Origin of the sequence: Rugamonas rubra, assembly GCF_900114705.1 — a bacterium.
Taxonomy (GTDB): Bacteria; Pseudomonadota; Gammaproteobacteria; order Burkholderiales; family Burkholderiaceae_D; genus Rugamonas; species Rugamonas rubra.
The window spans coordinates 1-20423 of the sequence record NZ_FOTW01000018.1 but is presented as its reverse complement, the minus strand read 5'-3'; the positions used below and the strand labels follow the sequence as shown (position 1 = coordinate 20423).

The window sequence follows — 20423 nt, the reverse complement described above, 5'->3', positions numbered from 1 at the left end:
GATTCAGATCAAAATTGCCTGATTGAATTAATGCGTAGCGTCACCATTTTGCTGCGCCGCGTCAACCGGGCCGGCCGGGGCGGCCGGGGCGCCGGAATCGTCGTCCTGCAACACGCGCATGCCGGGGCCGACCAGGTCGTCGAACTGGCCGCCGTCGGAGGCGCTGAAGAACACCCACAGGGCGACGAAGACCATGATGACGGACAGGGGGACGAGGAGGAACAGAGCTTCCATGGGGATCAGTCGCGCCGCAGGCGCATAGCGTTGGCCACCACGACGGCGGAGCTGAGCGCCATGCCGACGCCGGACAGCCAGGGATTGAGGTAGCCCAGCGCGGCGGCCGGGATCGCCACCAGATTGTACACGGTGGCCCAGCCGAGGTTCTGGCGGATCACCCGCATCGCCTTGGCCGCCGTGCGCGCCGTGTCGGCCACCGAGGCCAGCCGGCCCGACAGCAGCACGGCGTCGGCGTGGGCCTGGGCCAGGGCGGCGCCCGAGCCCATGGCGAAGGAGACGTCGGCGGCGCTGAGCACGGCGGCGTCGTTGATGCCGTCGCCGACCATCGCCACCACCGCGCCCTGCCGCTGCAGGCGCTGCACGTAGGCCAGCTTCTGCTCCGGCAGGTAGCCGCCGCAGGCCTCGGCGATGCCGAGGCGGGCGCCGACCTGCTGGGTCAGGGCGTGCTGGTCGCCGCTGAGCAGGACGATCCGCTTGCCGGCGCGGCGGAAGTAGTCGACGGTGGCCTCGGCGTCGTCGCGCAGGCCGTCCTGCAGGTGGAAGCAGGCCAGCCAGTCGTCGGCGCCGCCGAGGTAGACCGGGGTCATGCCGCCGGGCACGCTGTGGCCGGGTTCGGGCAGCGGACCGCTCAGGCCGGCGACGAAGGCGGCGCTGCCCAGCCGGTATTGGCGGCCGTGCACCCAGCCCTCCAGGCCCTGGCCGGGCACTTCGACGATCTTTTCCGCCTGCCACCAGTGGGCCGGCAGCAGCGGGTCGGCCGGCGGCGCGGCGGCGCGCAGGGCGCGCGCCAGCGGATGGGCGCTGTCGGCCTCGAGCGCGGCGGCCAGGTGCAGGCAGTGCTCCTGCTGCATCAGGCCGAGCAGGGCGGTGTCCTGCAGTCGCGGCCGGCCCAGGGTCAGCGTGCCGGTCTTGTCGAACACGATGTGGCTGGCGCGGTGCAGGGTTTCCAGGGTTTGCGGGCCGACCACCAGCACGCCACGGCGCAGCAGGCGGTCGATGGCGGCGGCCAGCGCGCTCGGCGTGGCCAGCGACAGCGCGCAGGGGCAGGACACCACCAGCACGGCGATCGCCACCGGCCAGGCCAGCGCGGGCTCGTACCAGCGCCAGAAGGCGAAGGTGGCCAGGGCGAACACCAGCAGGGCGCCGACGAACCAGGCGGCGACCCGGTCGGCCCACTGGGCGATGCGCGGCTTGTCCTGGCCGGCGCGGTCGATCAGGCGCACCAGGTCGGACAGGGTGCTGTCGCCGCTGGTCCGCAGCACGCGGGCCACCACGGCGGCGCTGGCGTTGATGGCGCCGCCGGGCACCTCGTCGCCGGGGCCGCGGCGCTGCGGCGCGCTCTCGCCGCTCAGCAGCGACAGGTCGAGCGCGGTCTGGCCGTCGACGATGGCGCAGTCGGCGGCCACCGCCTCGCCCGGCTTGACCAGGATGAAGTCGCCGGCGGCCAGCGCGGCGGCCGGCACCACGGCGCCGGCGCGGCTGGCCGGCCAGTCGGCCAGCCTGGTGGCGGCGGCGGGCAGGGCGTGCTGCAGGCGCTCGAGCGCGGCGGCGGCCTTGCGGCGCGCCAGCAGCTCGAGGTAGCGGCTGGCCAGCAGCAGGAAGATGAACATGGTCACCGAGTCGAAGTACACCTCGCCCTGGCCGCGCCAGGTGGCCACCACGCTGGCGCCGAAGGCGGCGACGATGCCCAGCGCCACCGGCACGTCCATGCCCAGCGCGCGCGCGCGCAGGCTGGCCCAGGCGCCGCGCAGGAAGGGCTGGGCCGAGTAGAGGATGGCCGGCAGGGTCAGCAGCAGGCTGGCCCAGCGCATCAGGCTGGCCATGTCGTCGTCCAGGGTGCCGGACTCGGCCAGGTAGGCCGGCGCCACGTACATCATCACCTGCATCATCGCCAGGCCGGCGACGAACAACTGGCGGCCCAGCGTCTTGCCGGCGCGGCGCAGCTGCTCGCTGTGGCGGGCGGCGTCGTAGGGGTAGGCGGCGTAGCCGATGGCGTGCAGCGCGGCGAGGATGTCGCCCGGCTTGCAGGCGGCCTTGTTCCAGCGCACATAGAGGCGCTCGGTGGCGACGTTGAGCTGGGCACCGTGCACGCCGGGCAGGCGGGCCAGGCGGCGCTCGATCAGCCAGACGCAGGCGGCGCAGCGGATGCCCTCGACCGCCAAGGTGGTCTCGCAGCTGTCCTCGTCGAGGGCGAAGCGGGGGTCGGCGTTGTCGTACAACTGCAGCTCGGGCGGCACCAGCTGGGCGCCCTCGGCGCTGACGGCGAAGGCCGAGCGGGTGCGGTAGTAGTCCTCCTGGCCCAGCTCGACGATGGTCTGCGCCACCGCCTCGCAACCGGGGCAGCACATCGGCTGCGAGGCGCCGTCGATGCGCACGCGCCAGTGCGACTTGGCCGGCACCGGCAGGCCGCAGTGGTAGCAGGCCAGCGCCGGGCCGCTGTGGGCGGGCGCGGCGGCGGCCGGCGCGTCCAGGCGGGCGCTCACGGGTGCCCCGTCAGGCACAGCGCGTCGATCCAGCCGAGCGAGACGCCGTTGCCGGCGCGCGCCAGGCCGAGCAGGCCGAAGGCCAGCACCAGCAGGCCGCAGCCGACCCGCACGGCGCGCCGTTGCAGCGCCTCGCGCAGGCGGGCGCCGAGCAGGCCCAGGCTGAGCAGCATCGGCAGGGTGCCCAGGCCGAAGGCCAGCATGACGGCGGCGCCGGAGGCGGCCGAGCCGCTCAGCATGGCCGTCAACAGCACGCTGTAGACCATGCCGCAGGGCAGCCAGCCCCACAGGCCGCCCAGCGCCAGCGCCTTGGCCGCGCTGTCCATCGGCAGCAGCGGCTTGAGCAGCGGCTGCACGCGGCGCCAGACCACCTGGCCGGCCGCCTCCAGCCGGGCCAGGCCGCGCCAGGCGTCCATCAGGTACAGGCCGAGCGCCACCAGCATCAGGTTGGCCAGCCAGTAGAAGCCGATCTGCACGCCGGCCATGCGGGCCAGGCTCTGCGCGCCGCCGGCCACGCCGCCGGCCAAGGCGCCGGCCAGCATGTAGCTGCCGATGCGCCCGCCGTTGTAGGCCAGCACACGGGCCAGGCGGTCGGCCAGGGCCACCGGCCGCGCGGCGGCCGGCGCCGTGGCCGCCGGCTGGGCCAAGGCGATGGCGATCACCGGACGCGGCCGGGGCTTGGGCCGGGACGCCGCCGACAGCGCGCCGACAATGCCGCCGCACATGCCGACGCAGTGCACGCTGCCGGCCAGGCCGACCAGGAATACCGGTAGAAGTTGCAGACCGCTCATGTTTGAATGAAACCGTTTATATCGTTTATATAATTTAAATCGTTTATATTGTTTAGTTGATTTATATCGTTTATATCGTTTTGGAGTAGCGCAAGGGCTGCGGCGCGTTGTCGCGCGCGGCGTTGAGGTAGCGGTCGAACACCATGCAGATGTTGCGGATCAGCAGGCGGCCCTTGGGCGTGACGGTCAGCCAGGCCGGCTCGATGCTCAGCAGGCCGTCGGCCTCGAGCGCGGCCAGCTTGGCCAGCTCGGGCGCGAAGTAGCTGCGGAACTCGATCGGGTAGGCCTGCTCGATCGACTCGATGGACAGCTCGAAATTGCACATCAGCATCTGGATGATGATGCGGCGCAGCAGGTCGTCGGTGCTCAGCTTGATGCCGCGGGCGATCGGCAGCTTGCCCTCGTCGAGCTTCTCGTAGTAGGCCTCGAGCGTCTTCTCGTTCTGGCAGTAGGTGGCGCCGACGGCGCTGATGGCCGACACGCCGCAGGAGATCAACTCGGCCTCGGCGCGCGTCGAATAGCCCTGGAAGTTGCGGTGCAGCCGGCCCTGGCGCTGGGCGATGGCCAGCTCGTCGGTCGGCTTGGCGAAGTGGTCCATGCCGATGTAGACGTAGCCGGCGGCGCACAGCCGGCGGATGCACAGCGCCAGCATGTCCAGCTTGACCTGGGCGGTCGGCAGCTCGGCCTCGTGGATGCGCCGCTGCGGCTTGAACAGGTGCGGCATGTGGGCGTAGTTGTACAGGGCGATGCGGTCGGGGCTGGCCGAGATCACCTTGGCGATGGTCTGCTCCATCGTCGCCAGGCTCTGCAGTGGCAGGCCGTAGATCAGGTCGATGCTGACCGAGCGGAAGCCGGCCGCGCGCGCCGCCTCGATGATGGCCACCGTCTCGGCCTCGGGCTGGATGCGGTTGACCGCCTTCTGCACGTCCGGGTCGAAGTCCTGCACGCCCAGGCTGATGCGGTTGAAGCCCTGCGCGCGCAGCGAGTGGACCCGCTCGACGGAGACGGTGCGCGGGTCGATCTCGATCGAGTACTCGCCCAGGTCGTCCGGGGCGAACTCGAACTGGTGGCGCAGGTGGGCCATCAGCTCGCCCATCTGGCGGTCGCTCAAGTAGGTCGGCGTGCCGCCGCCGAAATGCAACTGCTCGATCTGGTTCATGCCGGCGAACAGGCGCGCCTGCATCTCGATCTCCTGCTTCAGGTAGCTCAGGTAGGTGGCCGCCTTGCTGCGGTCCTTGGTGACGATCTTGTTGCAGCCGCAGTAGTAGCACACCGTGTCGCAGAAGGGGATGTGCAGGTACAGCGAGAGCGGGCGGCGGCCGCCGCGCATGCGCAGGCCGGCGACGGCCTCCAGGTAGTTGCCGTAGCCGAAGTCGGGCTGGAAGCGGTCGGCGGTCGGGTAGGACGTGTAGCGCGGCCCGGACTGGCTCAGTTTGCCGATGATGTCGGCGTCGAACTGGACCGAGGGGAAAAACGCGACGTTCTGGCTGGCGGTGGTGGGCATGGTCGTTTCAATCTAGCGTGGCGAGTACAAGTGCGGGTGCGGCTGCGGGTGGAAAGGGCGGTCGGGCGGCGGCGCGGCCGGCCTCAGGCGGCCAGGCGCTTCGGCGCCGGGGTCGCCTTGGCGGCGGCGGCGGGCGCGCCACGACGACCGCGCGCGTCCGCCACCGGGCGGCCGAACTTGAACAGGCTGACCGCCTGGCTCAGGCCGCCGGCCTCGTTGGCCAGGCTGGCGGCGGCCGCCGCCGCCTGCTCGACCAGGGCGGCGTTCTGCTGGGTCACCTGGTCCATGTGGGCGATGGCCGAGTTGACCTGGTCGACGCCGATGCTCTGCTCGCGCGAGGCGGTGGAGATCTCCTGCATGATGGCGGTGACGCGCTGCACCGAGCTGACCACCTGCTGCATGGTCGAGCCGGCGCGGTGCACCTGCACCATGCCGGCGCTGACCTTGCCGACCGACAGGTCGATCAGGTTCTTGATGTCCTTGGCGGCGGTGGCGCTGCGCTGGGCCAGGTTGCGCACCTCGCCGGCGACGACGGCGAAGCCACGGCCCTGCTCGCCGGCGCGGGCCGCCTCGACGGCCGCGTTCAGCGCCAGGATGTTGGTCTGGAAGGCGATGCCCTCGATCAGCGCGATGATGTCGACGATCTTCTTCGACGAGGCGTTGATGTCGTCCATGGTGGCGATGACGTCGGCGACGATCTCGCCGCCCTGCACCGCCACGCTGGAGGCGCTGACGGCGAGCTCGTTGGCCTGCACCGAGTTGTCGGCGTTCTGCTTGACGGTGGCGGAGAACTGCTCGACCGAGGAGGCGGTCTGCTCCAGGCTGGCGGCCTGCGCCTCGGTGCGGCCGGACAGGTCGGCGTTGCCGGCGGCGATCTGGCGGGTCGCCACGGCCATCGTCTCGACGTTGACGCGCACGTCGCGGATGGTGGCGATCAGGTTGCTGTTCATCTGCTGCAGGGCGCGCAGCAGCTGGCCGACCTCGTCGGTGGAGTCGGTCTCGAAGGTGCCCGACAGGTCGCCGGCGGCGATGGCGCGGGCGCCGTGCAGGGCGCGGTTGAGCGGCTGCAGCACGCCGGAGCGCAGGGTCCACCAGAGGAAGACGTTGATCAGCAGGCCGACGAAGGTGGTGATCAGGATCACGTAGTTGACCGTGGTCAGCGGGCCGTCGTGGCCCAGCAGCACGGCCAGGCAGGTGCCCAGCTGCAGCGTGTTGACCAGGCTGGTGCACAGCCAGATGCGCATCGCCAGCGAGACGTGGCGCAGGCGCGCCAGGGTGTTGCCCAGGCCGGGGCGGATGAACTGGCCGTTCTTGATGCGCAGCTTGCTGCCGGCCCGCTTCAGCTCGCGGTAGTCCTGCTCGGTCTTGGCCACCAGCTGGCGCTCGGCCTTGACGCGCACCGCCATGTAGCCGATGGTGCGGCCGGCCTCGCGGATCGGCGTGACGTTGGCCTTGACCCAGAAGAAGTCGCCGTTCTTGCAGCGGTTCTTGATCACGCCGGTCCACGGCGAGCCGTGCTTGATCGAGCGCCACAGGTCGGCGAAGGCCTCGGCCGGCATGTCGGGGTGGCGCAGGATGTTGAGTGGCTGGCCCATCAACTCGGCCTCGCCGAAGCCGCTGATCTGGGTGAAATACGGGTTCACATAGGTGATGTTGCCATCCAGATCGGTCTTGGAGACGATGGCTTGGTCGTCCATGACCTCGACTTCTTGATTGGTGACAGGTTGATTGTTACGCATCTCGTCTCTCCGGGACTGGGGTGTGTTCTTGTGATATAGCAAGATATGGGCCCCAGTGTAAGGAGTCGGGGCGGCAAATTTATTGATTTAGATCAAAATTTCCCGGATTGCCTGTGCTAGGCGGCAGGTTTGATTGCCTAAAATACAAGCACAACGGGCGGCGCGCCGGCGCCGCCGCGTCGCCGCCGCCGGCCGGCGGCGCCGGCCCGGCGCGGGCCGATCTTTGCTCCTTGCCAAGGTCGCGTATTGATAGGAGAATTCTCCAGCCAGCCGGCGCGTTCGCCGGCCCCCGCACACAAGGACCCCATGAAGCCACTCGGCATCAAAGCCAAGGTCGCCTTGGCCACCAGCGTCACGTCGATCCTGATGATAGGCATCGTGACCGTGGTGCAGATGCAACGCATGCGCGACGACTTCACCACCGTCCTGTTCGCCCAGCAGAACGCGCTGATCGAGCGCACCGCGCAGGACCTGGACGACAAGCTCGGCCTGCTGCTCGAGGTGCTGGCGCGGTCGGCCCGCACCACGCCGCTGGCCGCCACCGCCTCGCCCGACAAGCTGCGCGCCCATTTCGGCGACCGCGTGCTGCTGGCCATGTTCGACGACCTGCTGGTGCTCGACCGCGCCGGCCAGATCATGGCCGACCTGCCGCAGCAGCCCGGCCGCACCCTGATCAACGCCGCCGACCGCGCCTACTTCCAGCGCGTGATGCGCGAGCGCAAGCCCTTCATCACCGAGCCGCTGATCGGCCGCGGCAACAAGCAGCCGATCGTGCAGATGGTCGCCCCGGTGTTCGACGCCAAGGGCGAGGTGGTCTGCGTGCTGGTCGGCGTGCTGCGCCTGTACAAGGACAACCTGCTGGGCCACCTGCGCACCGCCAAGGTCGGCAAGAGCGGCTACTATTTCGCCCTGACCCGCGGCGCCCTGCCGGTCTACGTGCTGCACCCGGACCCGCAGCGCCTGCTGCAGCCGCGCCCGGCCAACGCCAACCCGGCCACCAGCGAGGCGCTGACCCACGGCTTCGAGGGCACCACCATCAGCACCAACAGCCACCAGCTGCGCGCCCTGGTCAGCTACAAGATGCTCAAGTCGGTCGACTGGATGCTGGCCGCCTCGCTGCCGGTGGAGGAGGCCTTCGAGCCCTTCGACGGCCTGCTGTCGCGGCTGGCGCTGTGGAGCTTCCTGGCGGCGCTGCTGACGGCGGCGCTGATCGGCTGGCTGACCTCGCGCCTGCTGGCGCCGCTGGTGCGCCTGCGCAACGCCATCGTCCGCCTGCGCGCCGACGCCAGCAGCTACGTGCCGCTGCTGGTGCGCACCCAGGACGAGGTGGGCCAGCTGACCATGGCCTTCAACAGCCTGATGCACGAGCGCCTGGCCGCCGACGCCCGCCTGCAGGGCCTGATCGAGTTCGCCCCCAACGCCATCGTGGTGATCGACGGCGACGGCCGCATCGAAACCTTCAACCGCCAGGCCGAGGTGTACTTCGGCTACGCCCGCGGCGAGATCCTCGGCCAGCCGCTCGAGACGCTGGTGCCGGAGCGCCTGCGCGGGCGCCATGTGGTGCACCGCCAGCGCTTCTTCTCGACCCGCCTGAGCGCCGAGCCGGTGCGCATGGGCCGCGACGCCACCCTGTGGGGCCTGCGCAAGGACGGCAGCGAGTTCCCGCTGGAGATCAACCTGAGCGCGGTGCGCACCGACCAGGGCACCAAGACGCTGTCGGTGATCTCCGACATCACCGAGCGCCACCGCCTGCAGCTGGAGGTGGCCGCGCGCGCCCTCGAACTGGAGCGCGAACGCGACCGCGCCGAGGCGGCCAACCGCGCCAAGGGCGACTTCGTGGCCAACATGAGCCACGAGATCCGCACCCCGATGAACGCCGTGCTGGGCATGGTCCACCTGCTCGGCAACACCGCGCGGACCAACGAGCAGCGCAAGTACCTGACCATGGTGCGGGTCTCCGGCCAGTCGCTGATGGGCATCCTCAACGACGTGCTCGACTACTCGAAGATCGAGGCGCGCCGCATGGAGCTGGCGCCGGTCGAGTTCGTGCTCGACGAGACCATGGACGCGCTGGCCACCACCATGACCATGAACGCCGGCGACAAGGAGCTCGAGCTGGCCATCGACGTCGACCCGGCGGCGCCGCGCCGGCTGCGCGGCGACGCCCTGCGCCTGCAGCAGATCCTGGTCAACCTGGCCGGCAACGCCATCAAGTTCACCGAGCAGGGCGAGGTGCTGGTCAGCGTCAAGCTCAGCGCGCGCCAGGGCGAGCGGGCGCTGCTGCGCTTCGAGGTGCGCGACAGCGGCATCGGCATCAGCCTCGAACAGCAGGCCCAGCTGTTCACCGCCTTCTCGCAGGGCGACGAGAGCATCACCCGGCGCTTCGGCGGCACCGGCCTGGGGCTGACCATCACCAAGCACCTGGTCGAGCTGATGGGCGGCCAGATCGCCGTCAGCAGCCCGCCCGGCGAGGGCACGCGCTTCTGGTTCACGCTGCCCTTCGAGGTGGTGGCCGAGCAGGCCGGGCCGCGCCGCAAGCCCGACATCGGCCCCTTGAACCTGCTGGTGGTCGACGACAACCGCACCAGCCGCGAACTGATCGCCCGGCTGATCCGCGCCTGGGGCTGGAGCGCCGACGAGGCCGCCAGCGGCGAGGCCGCCGTCGCCCTGGTCGGCGCGCTGCAGGCGCGCGCCCAGCGCTACGACGTGGTGCTGGCCGACTGGCACATGCCCGGCATGGACGGCCTGGCCACGGCCAAGGCGGTGCGCCGCGCCGCCGCCGGCGCGCGCCAGCCGATCGTGGTGATGGTCAACGCCTTCGCCCGCGGCGACCTGGCGGCGATCTCCGCCGCGCCCGAGGCCGACGCCGTGCTGGTCAAGCCGATCACCAGCTCCAACCTGTTCGACGCGCTGCACCAGGCGCTGGCCCAGCACGACGGCCGCGACGAGGCCCACCTGGTCGAGCAGGGCGGCGCGCCCGACCGCCTGCGCGGCGCCCACTTCCTGCTGGTCGAGGACAACCTGCTGAACCAGGCGGTGGCGCGCGGCATCCTCGAACACGCCGGCGCCACGCTCGACGTGGTCGGCGACGGCCAGCAGGCGGTCGACCTGCTGCGCGTCGACGCCGGCCGCTACGACCTGGTGCTGATGGACATGCAGATGCCGGTGCTCGACGGCTTCAGCGCCACCCGTATCCTGCGCCAGGAGCTCGGCCTGGCGCTGCCGGTGGTGGCGATGACGGCGGCGGTGCTGACGGCCGAGCGCGAGCGCTGCGTCGAGGCCGGCATCAGCGACTTCATCCCCAAGCCGATCGAGGTCGAGGAGATGCTGGCGGTGATCCTGCGCCACCTGGCCGAGCCGGCGCGGCGCGCCGGCGCGCGGCGCGCCGCCCGCGTCGCCGCCGCCGCCGAGGACAGCGCGCCGGCGCCGGCCCCGGCGGCCCCGGCGGCCCCGGCGGCCCCGGCGGCCCCGGCGCCGGCTCTCGCGCCGGCGCCGGCGGCGGCCGGCGCGGCCGACACCGTCTTCAACATGGACAGCCTGATGCGGGTGATGGGCCGGGACCCGAAGGGCCGCACGGTGATGTTCAAGCTGGTGCGCGGCGCCCTGGGCGGCGGCCTCGAGCCGCTCGACCAGGCCGACCTGGCGCTGCGCGAGGGCCGCCCGCTGGACGCCGGCCGGGTGCTGCACAGCCTGCGCGGCGCCGTCGGCGTGCTCGGCGCCAAGCGCCTGATCCAGGCCACGCTGGAGGCCGAGAGCGCCATCCACGAGGGCCGCGCCGACCAGCTCGAGGCGCAGTTGGCCACCGTCCGGCGGGTGCTCGAACAGACCCTGGCCGAGGCCCGCGCCTGGCTCGAGCAGGAGGACCGCTAGCCGCCCGGCCGCTCAGGCCATCTTGTCGAGCTGCTGCTGCAGGCGGTCCAGGTTCTGCTCGTTGGCCTCGACGGCGAACTTGCTGATGCGGGCGCACTCGGCGGCGCTGTCGAAGCGCATGGTCCAGTCCAGCCAGGTGCCGCCGTCCTGCTCCTTGAACAGCAGGGTGGCCTCGAACGGCGGCCCGGACACATGGCGGAAGACGATGCGCGCCGGCGCGTCGACGGCGACGAACTCGCACTCGTTGGGATAGTTGACGCCGTCCGGCCCGTGCATGACGAAGCGCCACAGGCCGCCCGGCGCCATGTCGAACACCTTGAAGGTGTTGGAAAAGCCCTCCGGGCCCCACCAGCGCGCCAGGATGGCCGGGTCGCTGAAGGCGCGGAACACCTGCGGCGGCGGCGCGGCGAACTGGCGTGAGGTCACAATTTCGGTATCGTTCATGGCGCGCTTCCTCCAGGCTCGTGGGCGAAACTCAGGCTGTCCGGGAAATAGTACCGCAATGCGCCGCGCGCTTCCACGCTATCATGGCGGCGCGTTCGCCGCCTTGCCACCTAGGCGGCGAAGCAACCTTTTTTTTCGGAATCATGTATAAACAAACGTCAACATCGGCCGATACTCCCCCTGGACGGCCGTCGTCCACCCAATAACCAGCTATCCCCGCCTATGGCCGCCCACTCGCCCCCACCACCCTGTCCCGTCCGCCACGCCGCCGCCCGGTCCGCCCGGTTCGCCATGGCGCGCCCGGCGGCGCTCCGCCTGGCCGCGCTGTTGCTGCTGGGCATGGCCGGACCCGCCGCCCTGGCCCAGGCGCCGGCGGCCGACGCCAGGCGCGCCCAGGAGGTGGTCCGCGTGGTGGCCGGCATCAACAGCTATGTGCGCTGGCCGGCGCCGCACCCGGAGACCCTGGTCTGCGTGTTCGGCACCCCCCGCTACGCCGACGCCCTGCTCGATCCGGCCGGCGCCGGCCACCTGCGCGCCGTGCGCGCCGTCGGCGACCACGAGGACGGGCCCGGCGCCTGCCAGATCGCCTACCTGGGCGCGCTGGGCGCGCTCGAACACCAGCGCCTGATGGCCCACGTCATCGGCCGGCCGGTGCTGTCGATCAGCGAGGCCAACCCCAACTGCGCCGCCGGCAGCATGTTCTGCCTGAAGTTCCGCGACAACCAGGTGGCCTTCGAGGTCGACCTCGACGCCGTCGCCCGCAGCGGCCTGCGGGTGCATCCCAACGTGCTGCTGCTGGCCAAGCGCAAGGCGGCCACGCCATGACGCCGCTGCCGCCGCACCCGCCGCACAGTCCGCGCCCCTCGCTCGACCAGGTGCTGACCCGGGCGCACCGCCGCGTCGCCTGCATCGCCGTGGCGCTGGCCGGGCTGGCGCTGACCGTCGCCGGCCTCGGCGCGCTGCGCTTCTATTCCGAGCAGAACCTGCGCCTGGTGGCGCGCTCGCTCAGCTACACGGTGGAGGCGGCCGTGGTGTTCGACGACGCCCAGGCGGCGCAGGAGGCGCTGGCGCTGATCGGCGGCCACGAGGACGTCGCCGAGCTCGAGGTCGGCAACATCGAGGGCCGCGTGCTGGCGCGCTGGTCGCCCGGCGCGCCCGGCGCCGGCGCCCGGCTGGAACAGACCCTGGCCGGCTGGCTGATCCCCAGCCCGCTGCTGTTCCCCGTGCTGCACGACGGCCAGGCGGTCGGCCAGATCCGCCTGGTGCCGCTGGGGCGCGGCCTGCTGCAGTACCTGCTCAGCGGACTGGCCTGCGTCTGCCTGTGCCTGGCCATCAGCATCGCCGTGGCGGCGCGGCTGGCGCGCCGCATGCAGGCCGAGATCACCGGCCCGCTGCGCGACCTGGCCGGCGTGGCGCACCGGGTGCGCTGCGACCGCAGCTTCGGCCTGCGCGTGCCGGACGCCGGCATCGCCGAGCTGAACGCGCTCAACGGCGACTTCAACGCCCTGCTCGACGAACTCGAGGCCTGGCAGCGCCACCAGCAGAAGGAGCACGCCACGCTGTCGCACCGCGCCAGCCACGACAGCCTGACCGGCCTGTCGAACCGCGCCATGCTCGAGAGCGAGCTGGCCAAGGCGCTGGCCGAGGCCGCCGCCGAGGACGGCCTGGTGGCCCTGCTCTACCTCGACAGCGACCGCTTCAAGGAGATCAACGACCAGTACGGCCACGCCGCCGGCGACGCCGTGCTGGTCAACATCGCCGCGCGCATCAAGACCCTGCTGCGCAGCAACGACCTGGTGGCCCGGCTGGGCGGCGACGAGTTCGCCATCCTGCTGCGTCCGCTGCGCCACGGCGCCGACGCGCTGGCCATCGCCGACCAGATCATCGCCGCCATGGCCCAACCGATCCACCTGCCCGGCGGCGACAACATTTACACCTCCCTCAGCATCGGCGTGGCGCTGTACCCGCAGCACGGCGCCGACCCGGCCGCCATGCTGCTGGCCGCCGACGAGGCGATGTACCAGGCCAAGCAGCGCCGCCGCGGCTCGCGCCACGTGGCCGGGCCTCCCCACACCATTCCAGGATAAGAGCTTATGAAACCACCCGTCCAACCCCGCCGCCGCGCCCTGCTGGCGGCCGCGCTGCCCCTGCTGGCCGCGCTGACCCTGACCGCCTGCCAGAGCGCGCCGCCGGCGCCGCCGCCGCGCTTCAACGCCAGCCAACTGGCCATGTTCCGCGAGCTCGGCTTCAGCCAGACCGAGGAGGGCTGGGAGCTGAGCTTCGCCGAGAAGCTGCTGTTCGACTTCGACGCGCACAAGCTCAACGGCACGAGCCGGGCGGCGGTGGGCAAGGTCAGCGCCGCCCTGCTGTCGGTCGGCATCGTCCACCTGCGCGTCGAGGGCCACACCGACGCCTCCGGCAGCGAGGCCTACAACAGCAAGCTGTCGCGCCAGCGCGCCGACGCCGTGGCCGACGCCATGAGCGAGGCCGGCATCCGCCGCGAGGACATCGTCGCCATCGGCCACGGCAAGGGCAGCCCGATCGCCGACAACGCCACCGCCGCCGGCCGCGCCGAGAACCGCCGCGTCGCCATCATCGTGCTGGCGCCGTAGCGGCGCGCCGGGGCGTTGCCCCCACTATGGCCTATCACCTCCCTTGAACGACAAGCAATTGCGTCATTGTCTCCGCGCTGCGGAGACAATTCGGCTGACCGCGATGGTCGCCGTGTAGCTCGGCCGCTCGTAGCCGCGGCAAGCAAGATAAGATCGACTTGGCAGGAATCGTCGGGTGGATGTCCTTTCGCACGGCACACCGGCTGCGCTATAGTTGTCGTCATATCAATGCCGACCAGGAAGCGCCGCCACCATGAAGCCAGATCCCGGCGCCAGCCGCCACATCGTCCTGTTCGCCTTCGACGGCGTCGAGCTGCTCGACGTGGCCGGGCCGCTGGAGGCCTTCGCCACCGCCTCGGCGCTGCTGGGCGGCGCCGCGCCCGGCTACACGGTGGAGATCGCCGCCGAGCGGCCCGGCCTGCTGCGCACCGCCTCCGGGCTGGCCATCGCCGCGACCCGCGACTTCGCCGCGCCCGGGCCGCTCGACACCCTGCTGGTGGCCGGCGGCGCGGCCATCGAGGACTGCTGCGCCCGCCCCGGGCTGCTCGACACGCTGCGCCGCCAGGCCGGCCGCGCCCGCCGCCTCGGCGCCGTCTGCACCGGCGCCCTGCTGCTGGCCGAGGCCGGCCTGCTCGACGGCCGCCGCGCCGTGACCCATTGGAACTGGTGCGAGCGCCTGGCGCGCCGCTACCCCAAGGTGACGGTGGACGGCGCCGCCATCTTCGTCGCCGACGGCGGCGTCTGGACCTCGGCCGGCGTGACCGCCGGCATCGACCTGGCGCTGGCCATGATCGAGGACGACTTCGGCGCCGCGCTGGCGCTGCGCACCGCGCGCGAGCTGGTGATGTTCCTGCGCCGGCCGGGCGGCCAGTCGCAGTTCGGCGTCGCGCCGCCGGCCCCGTCAGGCCGCGACGAGGCGATCCGCCGGGTCCAGCAAGCCATCGTCGAGCATCCCGAGGCCGACCTGTCGGTGGAGGCGCTGGCGCGCCTGGCGGCCATGAGCCCGCGCAACTTCGCCCGCGTGTTCAAACGCGACACCGGCGTGGCGCCGGCCCAGTTCGTCGAGCGCAGCCGCCTCGAGCACGCGCGCCGCCGGCTCGAAAGCGGCGCCGCGCCGGTCGAGCTGGTCGCCCTGGCCTGCGGCTTCCGCAGCGCCGACGTGATGCGCCGCGTCTTCCTGCGCTATCTACAGGTCGGCCCGGGCGACTACCGCGAGCGCTTCGGCGCCTGGCGCGGCCGGCCGCCAGCCGTTTCCCCCCACCCAGCCACAAGCACAGAAGAGGAATTGCAATGAACCATCAGTTCGAGGATATCGCCGCGCGCCGCGCCCGTTTGCACACCCTGCACGTCGGTATTTTGGTGTTTCCCGGCGTCGAAGTGCTCGACTTCGCCGGTCCCTTCGAGGTGTTCTCCGTCGCCGCCCGCGTCGCCAAGCGCGACCTCGGCCTGGAGTCGGCCTTCAAGGTCGCGCTGATCGGCGCAGAGCGCGACACCGTGGCGGCACGCCACGGCATGGGCGTGCTGCCGCACCACGGCTTCGACGACACGCCGCCGCTCGACCTGCTGGTGGTGCCGGGCGGCCTGGTCGAGCAACCGCGCGGCTGCCCCCGTACCCTGGCCTGGATCCGCCGCGCCAGCGAGCAGGCCGCGCTGACCGCCTCGGTCTGCACCGGCGCCTTTCTGCTGGCCCAGCTGGGCCTGCTCGACGGCCTGGCCGCCACCACCCACTGGAGCGACATCGCCGAGCTGCGCGCCGAGTTTCCCCACCTCGACATCCGCGCGAACACGCCCTGGGTCGACCAGGGCCGCATCGTCAGCTCGGCCGGCATCTCCGCCGGCATCGGCATGAGCCTGCACCTGGTCGAGCGCGTGCTGGGGGCCACGCTGGCCGCCGCCACGGCGCGCCAGATGGAGTACGACTGGACGCCGTCGACTCAGTCGTCGAAGTACCAGTAGCCGCGGTTGACCCACTGCGCCAGCGCCTGCACCAGCTCGGGCTGCTCCAGCCAGGGCGCCAGGGCGGCGTAGTCCAGCTCGTCGTTGTCGCACAGCGCCAGCACGGCGCCGTGACAGGCCGGGCCGAAGTTGTAGCGGCTGCCGTCGATGTAGCAGACGCCGGCCGCCACCGTGGCGTCGACATAGAAGCAGCGCAAGCCGCCGATGCGCAGCAGCGGCGCCTGGCGCCAATACTCCAGCAACTCGGCCGAAGTGTAGGGCTCCTGCAGCGGCTGCAGGTCGAGCTCGCACTTGTTGCGCGACAGCATGGCGCCGACGGCGTCGGCCAGCACCGCCTCGTCGTCCAGCATGGCCTGCATCTGCGCGCGCAGGCGGGCGAAGTCGGTGGCGTCGATGCGGCCCTGTTGCCGGTGGGCCGGCCGGCCCGGGTCGCTGAGCAGCTCGTTGCCCAGCTCCTTGTCGAGCAGGTGGTCGGCCAGCGCGCTGACCAGCTCGCTAGGCGACTTGCTGCGGAAGCCCACCGAAAAGCTCATCGAGGCCTCCAGCGTGACGCCGTCGTGCGGGAAGCCGGGCGGCAGGTAGAGGATGTCGCCGGGCAGCAGCTCGACGTCGATGATCGGCTCGAAGGGGTCGCAGTGCAGCAGCGCGGCGTGGGCGGCGAACTCGCGGTGCGGCCCGCGCGCGCCGACGCGCCAGCGGCGCCGGCCCGAGCCCTGGCAGATGAACACGTCGTAGCGGTCGATGTGCGGGCCCACGCCGCCGCCCGGCGTGGCGTAGCTGATCATCACGTCGTCGAGGCGCCACTTGGGCAGGAAGGCGAAGGGCTTGACCAGCTCGGCCACCTCGGGCACCCAGTGGTTGGCGGCCTGGACGATCAGCGTCCAGTCGCGCTCGCCGAGCCGCTCGTAGGAGTCGAACGGGCCGTGCTCGGCCTGCCACTCGCCGCCGCGGCGGTAGACCAGGCGCGACTCGATCTGCTCCTCGCAGGCCAGGCCGGCCAGCTCGTCCGGGCTGAGCGGGTCGGCGAAGTGTTCGAAGCCGCCACGGATGACCAGCGGCTGCTGCTGCCAGTGCTTGGCGAGGAAGTCGTCTATCGAGACGTTGGCGAGGGTGAAGGTGGACATGGCGGACACGGTCAGGGAAAGGGCCATGTTTTACCACCGGCAATATCGCAAAGATATACGCTACATCAAAGAAATGCGGAATAGGGCGGCGGCGAGCCGGCGCCGCTAGGGCGCGCCCTGCGGCGACGCCTTGCCAAGCGCGGCCTGCAAATAGGCCAGGCCGGCGGAAACCTAGGGATGAGCTTGCAGTTGAACGTCGTAAACTCGTCCTCGATTTTCGGTATCAGGAAGTCCTTGGCGTTTTTGTTGACAAAACACTGCTAGGGTGCGGAGCGCCGCAATTGCTTGAGCTCGTCCGTCAACTTGTTGGCAAGTGCCCGTCGCTCGCGATGGCGCCGAACCAAAGTTTCATATGGTTCGCCGACGGAGAAGGCCGGCATGGCAAGTTGCACGACACCGGCCTCCGCCAGTTGAAGAATTCCTTCACACTCTGCGTTCTCCTCCTGCATGAACGCCAGTTCGAGTACGAAATTGGACTCGACGTAGACGATCACACCATGGCCTCGACTTGCATGGAGCCCGTCCGAATTGCCTCGGACAGCCCCGAGTCGGCAAGCCAGCGCGGCTCGGCCCCGTTAGCTTTCGTCGCGTCATCCGAATTGGTCAAGTCGCTTAACCAGGATTGCACCGCCAATTCAAGGCCGCGCTTACTGATTGCGCCTTGCTGGGCATGCGGCAAATATCGTTTCAACGCGGACCAGGTTTTCGCATGATAATCAGGCAGAGCGCTTGTTTCACCATGCTTCGCTGTCCACAAGTAAAGCTGGTCTGGCAGTACAAGGAGGAAAAACGGCGCAGGAGGGACGGCATAATGCGTCAGTAAATTGCGGCGAAATTGGGCAGCCCACTGCTCATCGGAGCTCGGCATGCCTTTGATTTCGACTACTAGCTGCAACTGGCGATCTGCCGAGTACACCGCGATATCAGACAGGAACGACATGGTGAATGCCTTAGAAGATGTTGCCCCCCGGCGGAAGCAGGCACCGTCATCGTAGCACCTTCACATAGCGAACGCTTGCGGTCGGCCATGCTGTCGCCGCAAACAAAAAACACCACGCGGTACATACGCGGTTTGACGCCTTTTCCAGAGTTGATGAATCTGCCTTTCATCAATATGCTAGACGGCTAGCAGGCAAAAATGAAAAACATCTGCAACGGGGGAGGACATCATGATGCAAGCGATCGGCAGGCAAGGGGCGCGTTTCGTCTTGGGCAGCGCCATTGCCATCGGCACGGCGGGCTGTGCCGCCGCGCCGGACCAGCCTCCCCGAGCGAGGCTCAGCGTATTGTCCAGCGCGCCGGAGCTGGTGTCCGGCGGCGACGCCCGCATCGAGGTGGCGGCGGCGCCTGCGCTGCTGGAGCACGTCACGCTCTGGCTGAACGGCAAGCCGGTGGCGCCGGCGATGGCGCGCCACGGCGAGCGCATGGAGGGCGTCCTCACGGGCCTGGTGGACGGCGAAAACCGCCTCGAAGCGCGGCATTCGCACGGCAGTCGCGACCACGACCTGCTCGACGCGATCACGCTGACCAACCATTCGATCAGCGGGCCGCTGTTCACCGGGCCGCAACAGCAGCCCTTCATCTGCCGCTCGCAGGAATCCGGCCTGGGCCAACCGCGGGTCGACAACCACGACGGCGTCGGCCACCCCGTCTTCGATCCCGCCAGCGGCCAACTGCTCGGCCACAGCCGGAACTGCAACATCCCCCGCCGCATCGGCCACTTCTATTTCAACGGCAGCGGCTTCAAGCCCTTCGAGCCGGCCACCGGCTACGCCAGCCCGCCGGCCGACCTGGCCAGCACCACCGTCAACGGCGCCGCCGTGCCCTTCGTGGTGCGGGTCGAGGCAGGCTCGATCAACCGCTTCCTGTACACCATCGCCATGCTGGCGCCGAGCGCCGTGTTCGACCAGTCGGCCTGGAACCGCAAGCTGGTGTATTGGCTGCGCGGCGGCGTCGGCATCGGCCACCAGCAGGGCACGGCGATGTGGTTCAACAACGGCCTGAGCGGCTCCGAACTGCAGCTGCTGCCGCGCATACTGGCGCAGGGCTACGCCGTCGTCAGTTCCTCCGGCAACGAGGCCGGCGTGCACTACAACATGCGCCTGGCCGAGGAGACGGCCTTGATGACGAAGGAGCATTTCATCAAGGCCTACGGCAAGCCCGACTACACGATAGGCCTGGGTGGTTCCGGCGGCGCCGTCCAGCAATACCTGTTCGCGCAGAACCGCCCGGGCCTGCTCGACGGCGGCGTGCCGATCCAATCCTACCCGGACATGCTGACGCAGACCACGCCGATCTCGGACTGTCCGCTGCTGGGGCAGTATTTCAGGGACGCGGTGGCGCTCGACCCGGCCTCGCCATGGGCGACATGGAGCCGGCAGCGCCTCATCGAAGGCATGAACGCCAGCGACACCGTGCGCAACGCCATCCTCGGCACCCCGGGAACGACGGAATGCATCAACGGCTGGCGCATGGCGCTGCCGACCGTGCTCAATCCGCAGTACAAGGATCCCCGCTACGAACAGGCGGCGGCGTTCTACCACTACCCGCCCGGAGCCTTGGCAAATGTAAAGTGGACGCACTGGAACGACCTGGCCAACATCTACGGCACCGACAGCCAGGGCTTCGCGCCCAACACCATCGACAACGTCGGCGTGCAATACGGCCTGACCGCGCTGGCGCAGGGCCGGATCGACGCCGACGAGTTTTTACGCATCAACGCCTGCGTCGGCGGCTGGAAGGAGCAGGCCGACTTTGTCGCCTGGGAGCAGGCGGCCGATCCCTTCGACGCCGCCAACATGCAACGCGGCACGGCCTGCCGCGATCCCGCCGGCACCCCGGCGCGGCGGCGCGCCGGCGACGTGGCGGCCATCGGCAAGGCCTTCGCCTCGGGCCACGTGTTCACCGGCCGGCGGCTAGACATTCCGTTGATCGACCTGCGGCCCTATCTCGAGGCCGAGCTCAATATGCACAACGCCCGCCAAGCGTTTTCGGCGCGGGCGCGCCTGCTGGAGGCGAACCGGGCGGCGGCGAGCAAGCAGGTGATTTGGGTGGCGGGATCGAACAACAGCGCGCTGGCCATGGCCATGGACGCCCTGGCCGTGATCGACCGCTACCTGGCCGACGGTGCCGCGCCGGCCGCCTTCGTCGACCAATGCATAGACGCCGGTGGCGCCGCGATCGCCACAGGGCCGGCGGTGTGGGACGGCATCCTGAACCAGAACCCACCCGGCGCCTGCAGCAAGGCCTATCCGATTTTTTCCAGCCCGCGCATGGTGGCCGGCGAGTCGATCAAGGGCGACATCTTCAAGTGCGCGCTCAAGCCGCTGGCCACGGCGCTGGCCGACGGCAGCTATGGCGCCGGCGCGCCGTTCACGGCCGGCCAGCGGGCGTGGCTGCAGAAAATCTTTCCGGACGGCGTGTGCGACTACGCGGCGGCGGGCCTGCGCTAGGCCGGGCCGGGCCGGGCCGTGGACACGTCCATTTCAAGCGGCCAGTGCTAGTTTTATGTGGCTGGCCTACCTTCGTTGTCCACAAGTGAGACGCTTTCAATGAATAGCTGGAATAACAATTTCGTGGGTTCATTTCCCCCAACTGACAGGCTGAAGTCTCCACGCGCCTCATTTTTCATGCCAATATATCCGGGCAGGTTCCCTTCATTCG

General features: G+C 70.3%; 16 protein-coding genes. 7 read left to right on the top strand and 9 right to left on the bottom strand.

Translation table 11 applies throughout. From position 1 onward, the window contains the following. Positions 1-27 precede the first annotated feature (27 nt). The 5 genes from ccoS to BM252_RS18635 form a co-directional block, all read right to left on the bottom strand. Positions 28-234 (bottom strand): cbb3-type cytochrome oxidase assembly protein CcoS, encoded by a 207-nt coding sequence (gene ccoS / locus BM252_RS18655; RefSeq protein ID WP_093389184.1) that lies wholly within the window; start codon positions 232-234, stop codon positions 28-30. A 5-nt stretch (positions 235-239) separates the two neighbouring features. Continuing rightward, positions 240-2720: a heavy metal translocating P-type ATPase gene (locus BM252_RS18650; protein ID WP_425442342.1), complete on the bottom strand. Its 2481-nt coding sequence runs from the start codon at positions 2718-2720 to the stop codon at positions 240-242. Further along, positions 2717-3511 carry a sulfite exporter TauE/SafE family protein gene (locus BM252_RS18645; protein ID WP_093389183.1) on the bottom strand — a complete coding sequence of 265 codons (795 nt, stop codon included), beginning with the start codon at positions 3509-3511 and terminating at the stop codon, positions 2717-2719. The genes BM252_RS18650 and BM252_RS18645 overlap by 4 nt, the downstream gene beginning before the upstream one ends. 70 nt (positions 3512-3581) lie before the next feature. Then, on the bottom strand, positions 3582-5015 hold the full coding sequence (hemN, locus tag BM252_RS18640; RefSeq protein WP_093389182.1) for an oxygen-independent coproporphyrinogen III oxidase: 1434 nt from the start codon (positions 5013-5015) through the stop codon (positions 3582-3584). A gap of 83 nt (positions 5016-5098) precedes the next feature. Continuing rightward, positions 5099-6754 (bottom strand): methyl-accepting chemotaxis protein, encoded by a 1656-nt coding sequence (locus BM252_RS18635; RefSeq protein WP_093389181.1) that lies wholly within the window; start codon positions 6752-6754, stop codon positions 5099-5101. Positions 6755-7060: 306 nt separating this feature from the next. Here BM252_RS18635 and BM252_RS18630 point away from each other — a divergent pair, with 306 nt between their 5' ends. Continuing rightward, positions 7061-10624 carry a response regulator gene (locus BM252_RS18630; protein ID WP_093389180.1) on the top strand — a complete coding sequence of 1188 codons (3564 nt, stop codon included), beginning with the start codon at positions 7061-7063 and terminating at the stop codon, positions 10622-10624. A 12-nt stretch (positions 10625-10636) separates the two neighbouring features. On the opposite strand, the gene BM252_RS18625 is transcribed toward BM252_RS18630, so the two are convergent. After that, positions 10637-11068 carry an SRPBCC family protein gene (locus BM252_RS18625; protein WP_093389179.1) on the bottom strand — a complete coding sequence of 144 codons (432 nt, stop codon included), beginning with the start codon at positions 11066-11068 and terminating at the stop codon, positions 10637-10639. A 291-nt stretch (positions 11069-11359) separates the two neighbouring features. Between BM252_RS18625 and yfiR the strand changes: the two genes are divergently transcribed. The 5 genes from yfiR (at position 11360) to BM252_RS18600 (ending at position 15636) form a co-directional block, all read left to right on the top strand. Further along, positions 11360-11893 carry a regulatory sequestration protein YfiR gene (yfiR, locus tag BM252_RS18620; protein WP_093389178.1) on the top strand — a complete coding sequence of 178 codons (534 nt, stop codon included), beginning with the start codon at positions 11360-11362 and terminating at the stop codon, positions 11891-11893. Further along, positions 11890-13155 (top strand): diguanylate cyclase DgcN/YfiN, encoded by a 1266-nt coding sequence (gene dgcN, locus BM252_RS18615; RefSeq protein WP_093389177.1) that lies wholly within the window; start codon positions 11890-11892, stop codon positions 13153-13155. The genes yfiR and dgcN overlap by 4 nt, the downstream gene beginning before the upstream one ends. A 6-nt stretch (positions 13156-13161) precedes the next feature. Further along, positions 13162-13680, top strand: a complete 519-nt coding sequence (gene yfiB / locus BM252_RS18610) for an outer membrane lipoprotein YfiB (protein ID WP_093389176.1) — start codon at positions 13162-13164, stop codon at positions 13678-13680. 253 nt (positions 13681-13933) lie between these two features. After that, complete coding sequence (locus BM252_RS18605; RefSeq protein ID WP_093389175.1) at positions 13934-14974, top strand: GlxA family transcriptional regulator; 1041 nt, start codon at positions 13934-13936, stop codon at positions 14972-14974. After that, positions 14971-15636 carry a DJ-1/PfpI family protein gene (locus tag BM252_RS18600; protein ID WP_093389174.1) on the top strand — a complete coding sequence of 222 codons (666 nt, stop codon included), beginning with the start codon at positions 14971-14973 and terminating at the stop codon, positions 15634-15636. The genes BM252_RS18605 and BM252_RS18600 overlap by 4 nt, the downstream gene beginning before the upstream one ends. Here the strand turns inward: BM252_RS18600 and BM252_RS18595 are convergent. From BM252_RS18595 to BM252_RS18585, 3 genes are all read right to left on the bottom strand, one after another. After that, positions 15615-16787: a cupin domain-containing protein gene (locus BM252_RS18595; protein WP_245774333.1), complete on the bottom strand. Its 1173-nt coding sequence runs from the start codon at positions 16785-16787 to the stop codon at positions 15615-15617. The genes BM252_RS18600 and BM252_RS18595 overlap by 22 nt on opposite strands. Before the next feature lie 233 nt (positions 16788-17020). Continuing rightward, on the bottom strand, positions 17021-17254 hold the full coding sequence (locus BM252_RS18590) for a hypothetical protein (protein ID WP_217429931.1): 234 nt from the start codon (positions 17252-17254) through the stop codon (positions 17021-17023). Then, positions 17251-17700 carry a hypothetical protein gene (locus BM252_RS18585; protein WP_093389173.1) on the bottom strand — a complete coding sequence of 150 codons (450 nt, stop codon included), beginning with the start codon at positions 17698-17700 and terminating at the stop codon, positions 17251-17253. The genes BM252_RS18590 and BM252_RS18585 overlap by 4 nt, the downstream gene beginning before the upstream one ends. 229 nt (positions 17701-17929) lie before the next feature. Here BM252_RS18585 and BM252_RS18580 point away from each other — a divergent pair, with 229 nt between their 5' ends. Then, positions 17930-20212 carry a DUF6351 family protein gene (locus BM252_RS18580; protein ID WP_139236603.1) on the top strand — a complete coding sequence of 761 codons (2283 nt, stop codon included), beginning with the start codon at positions 17930-17932 and terminating at the stop codon, positions 20210-20212. Positions 20213-20423: the final 211 nt, after the last annotated feature.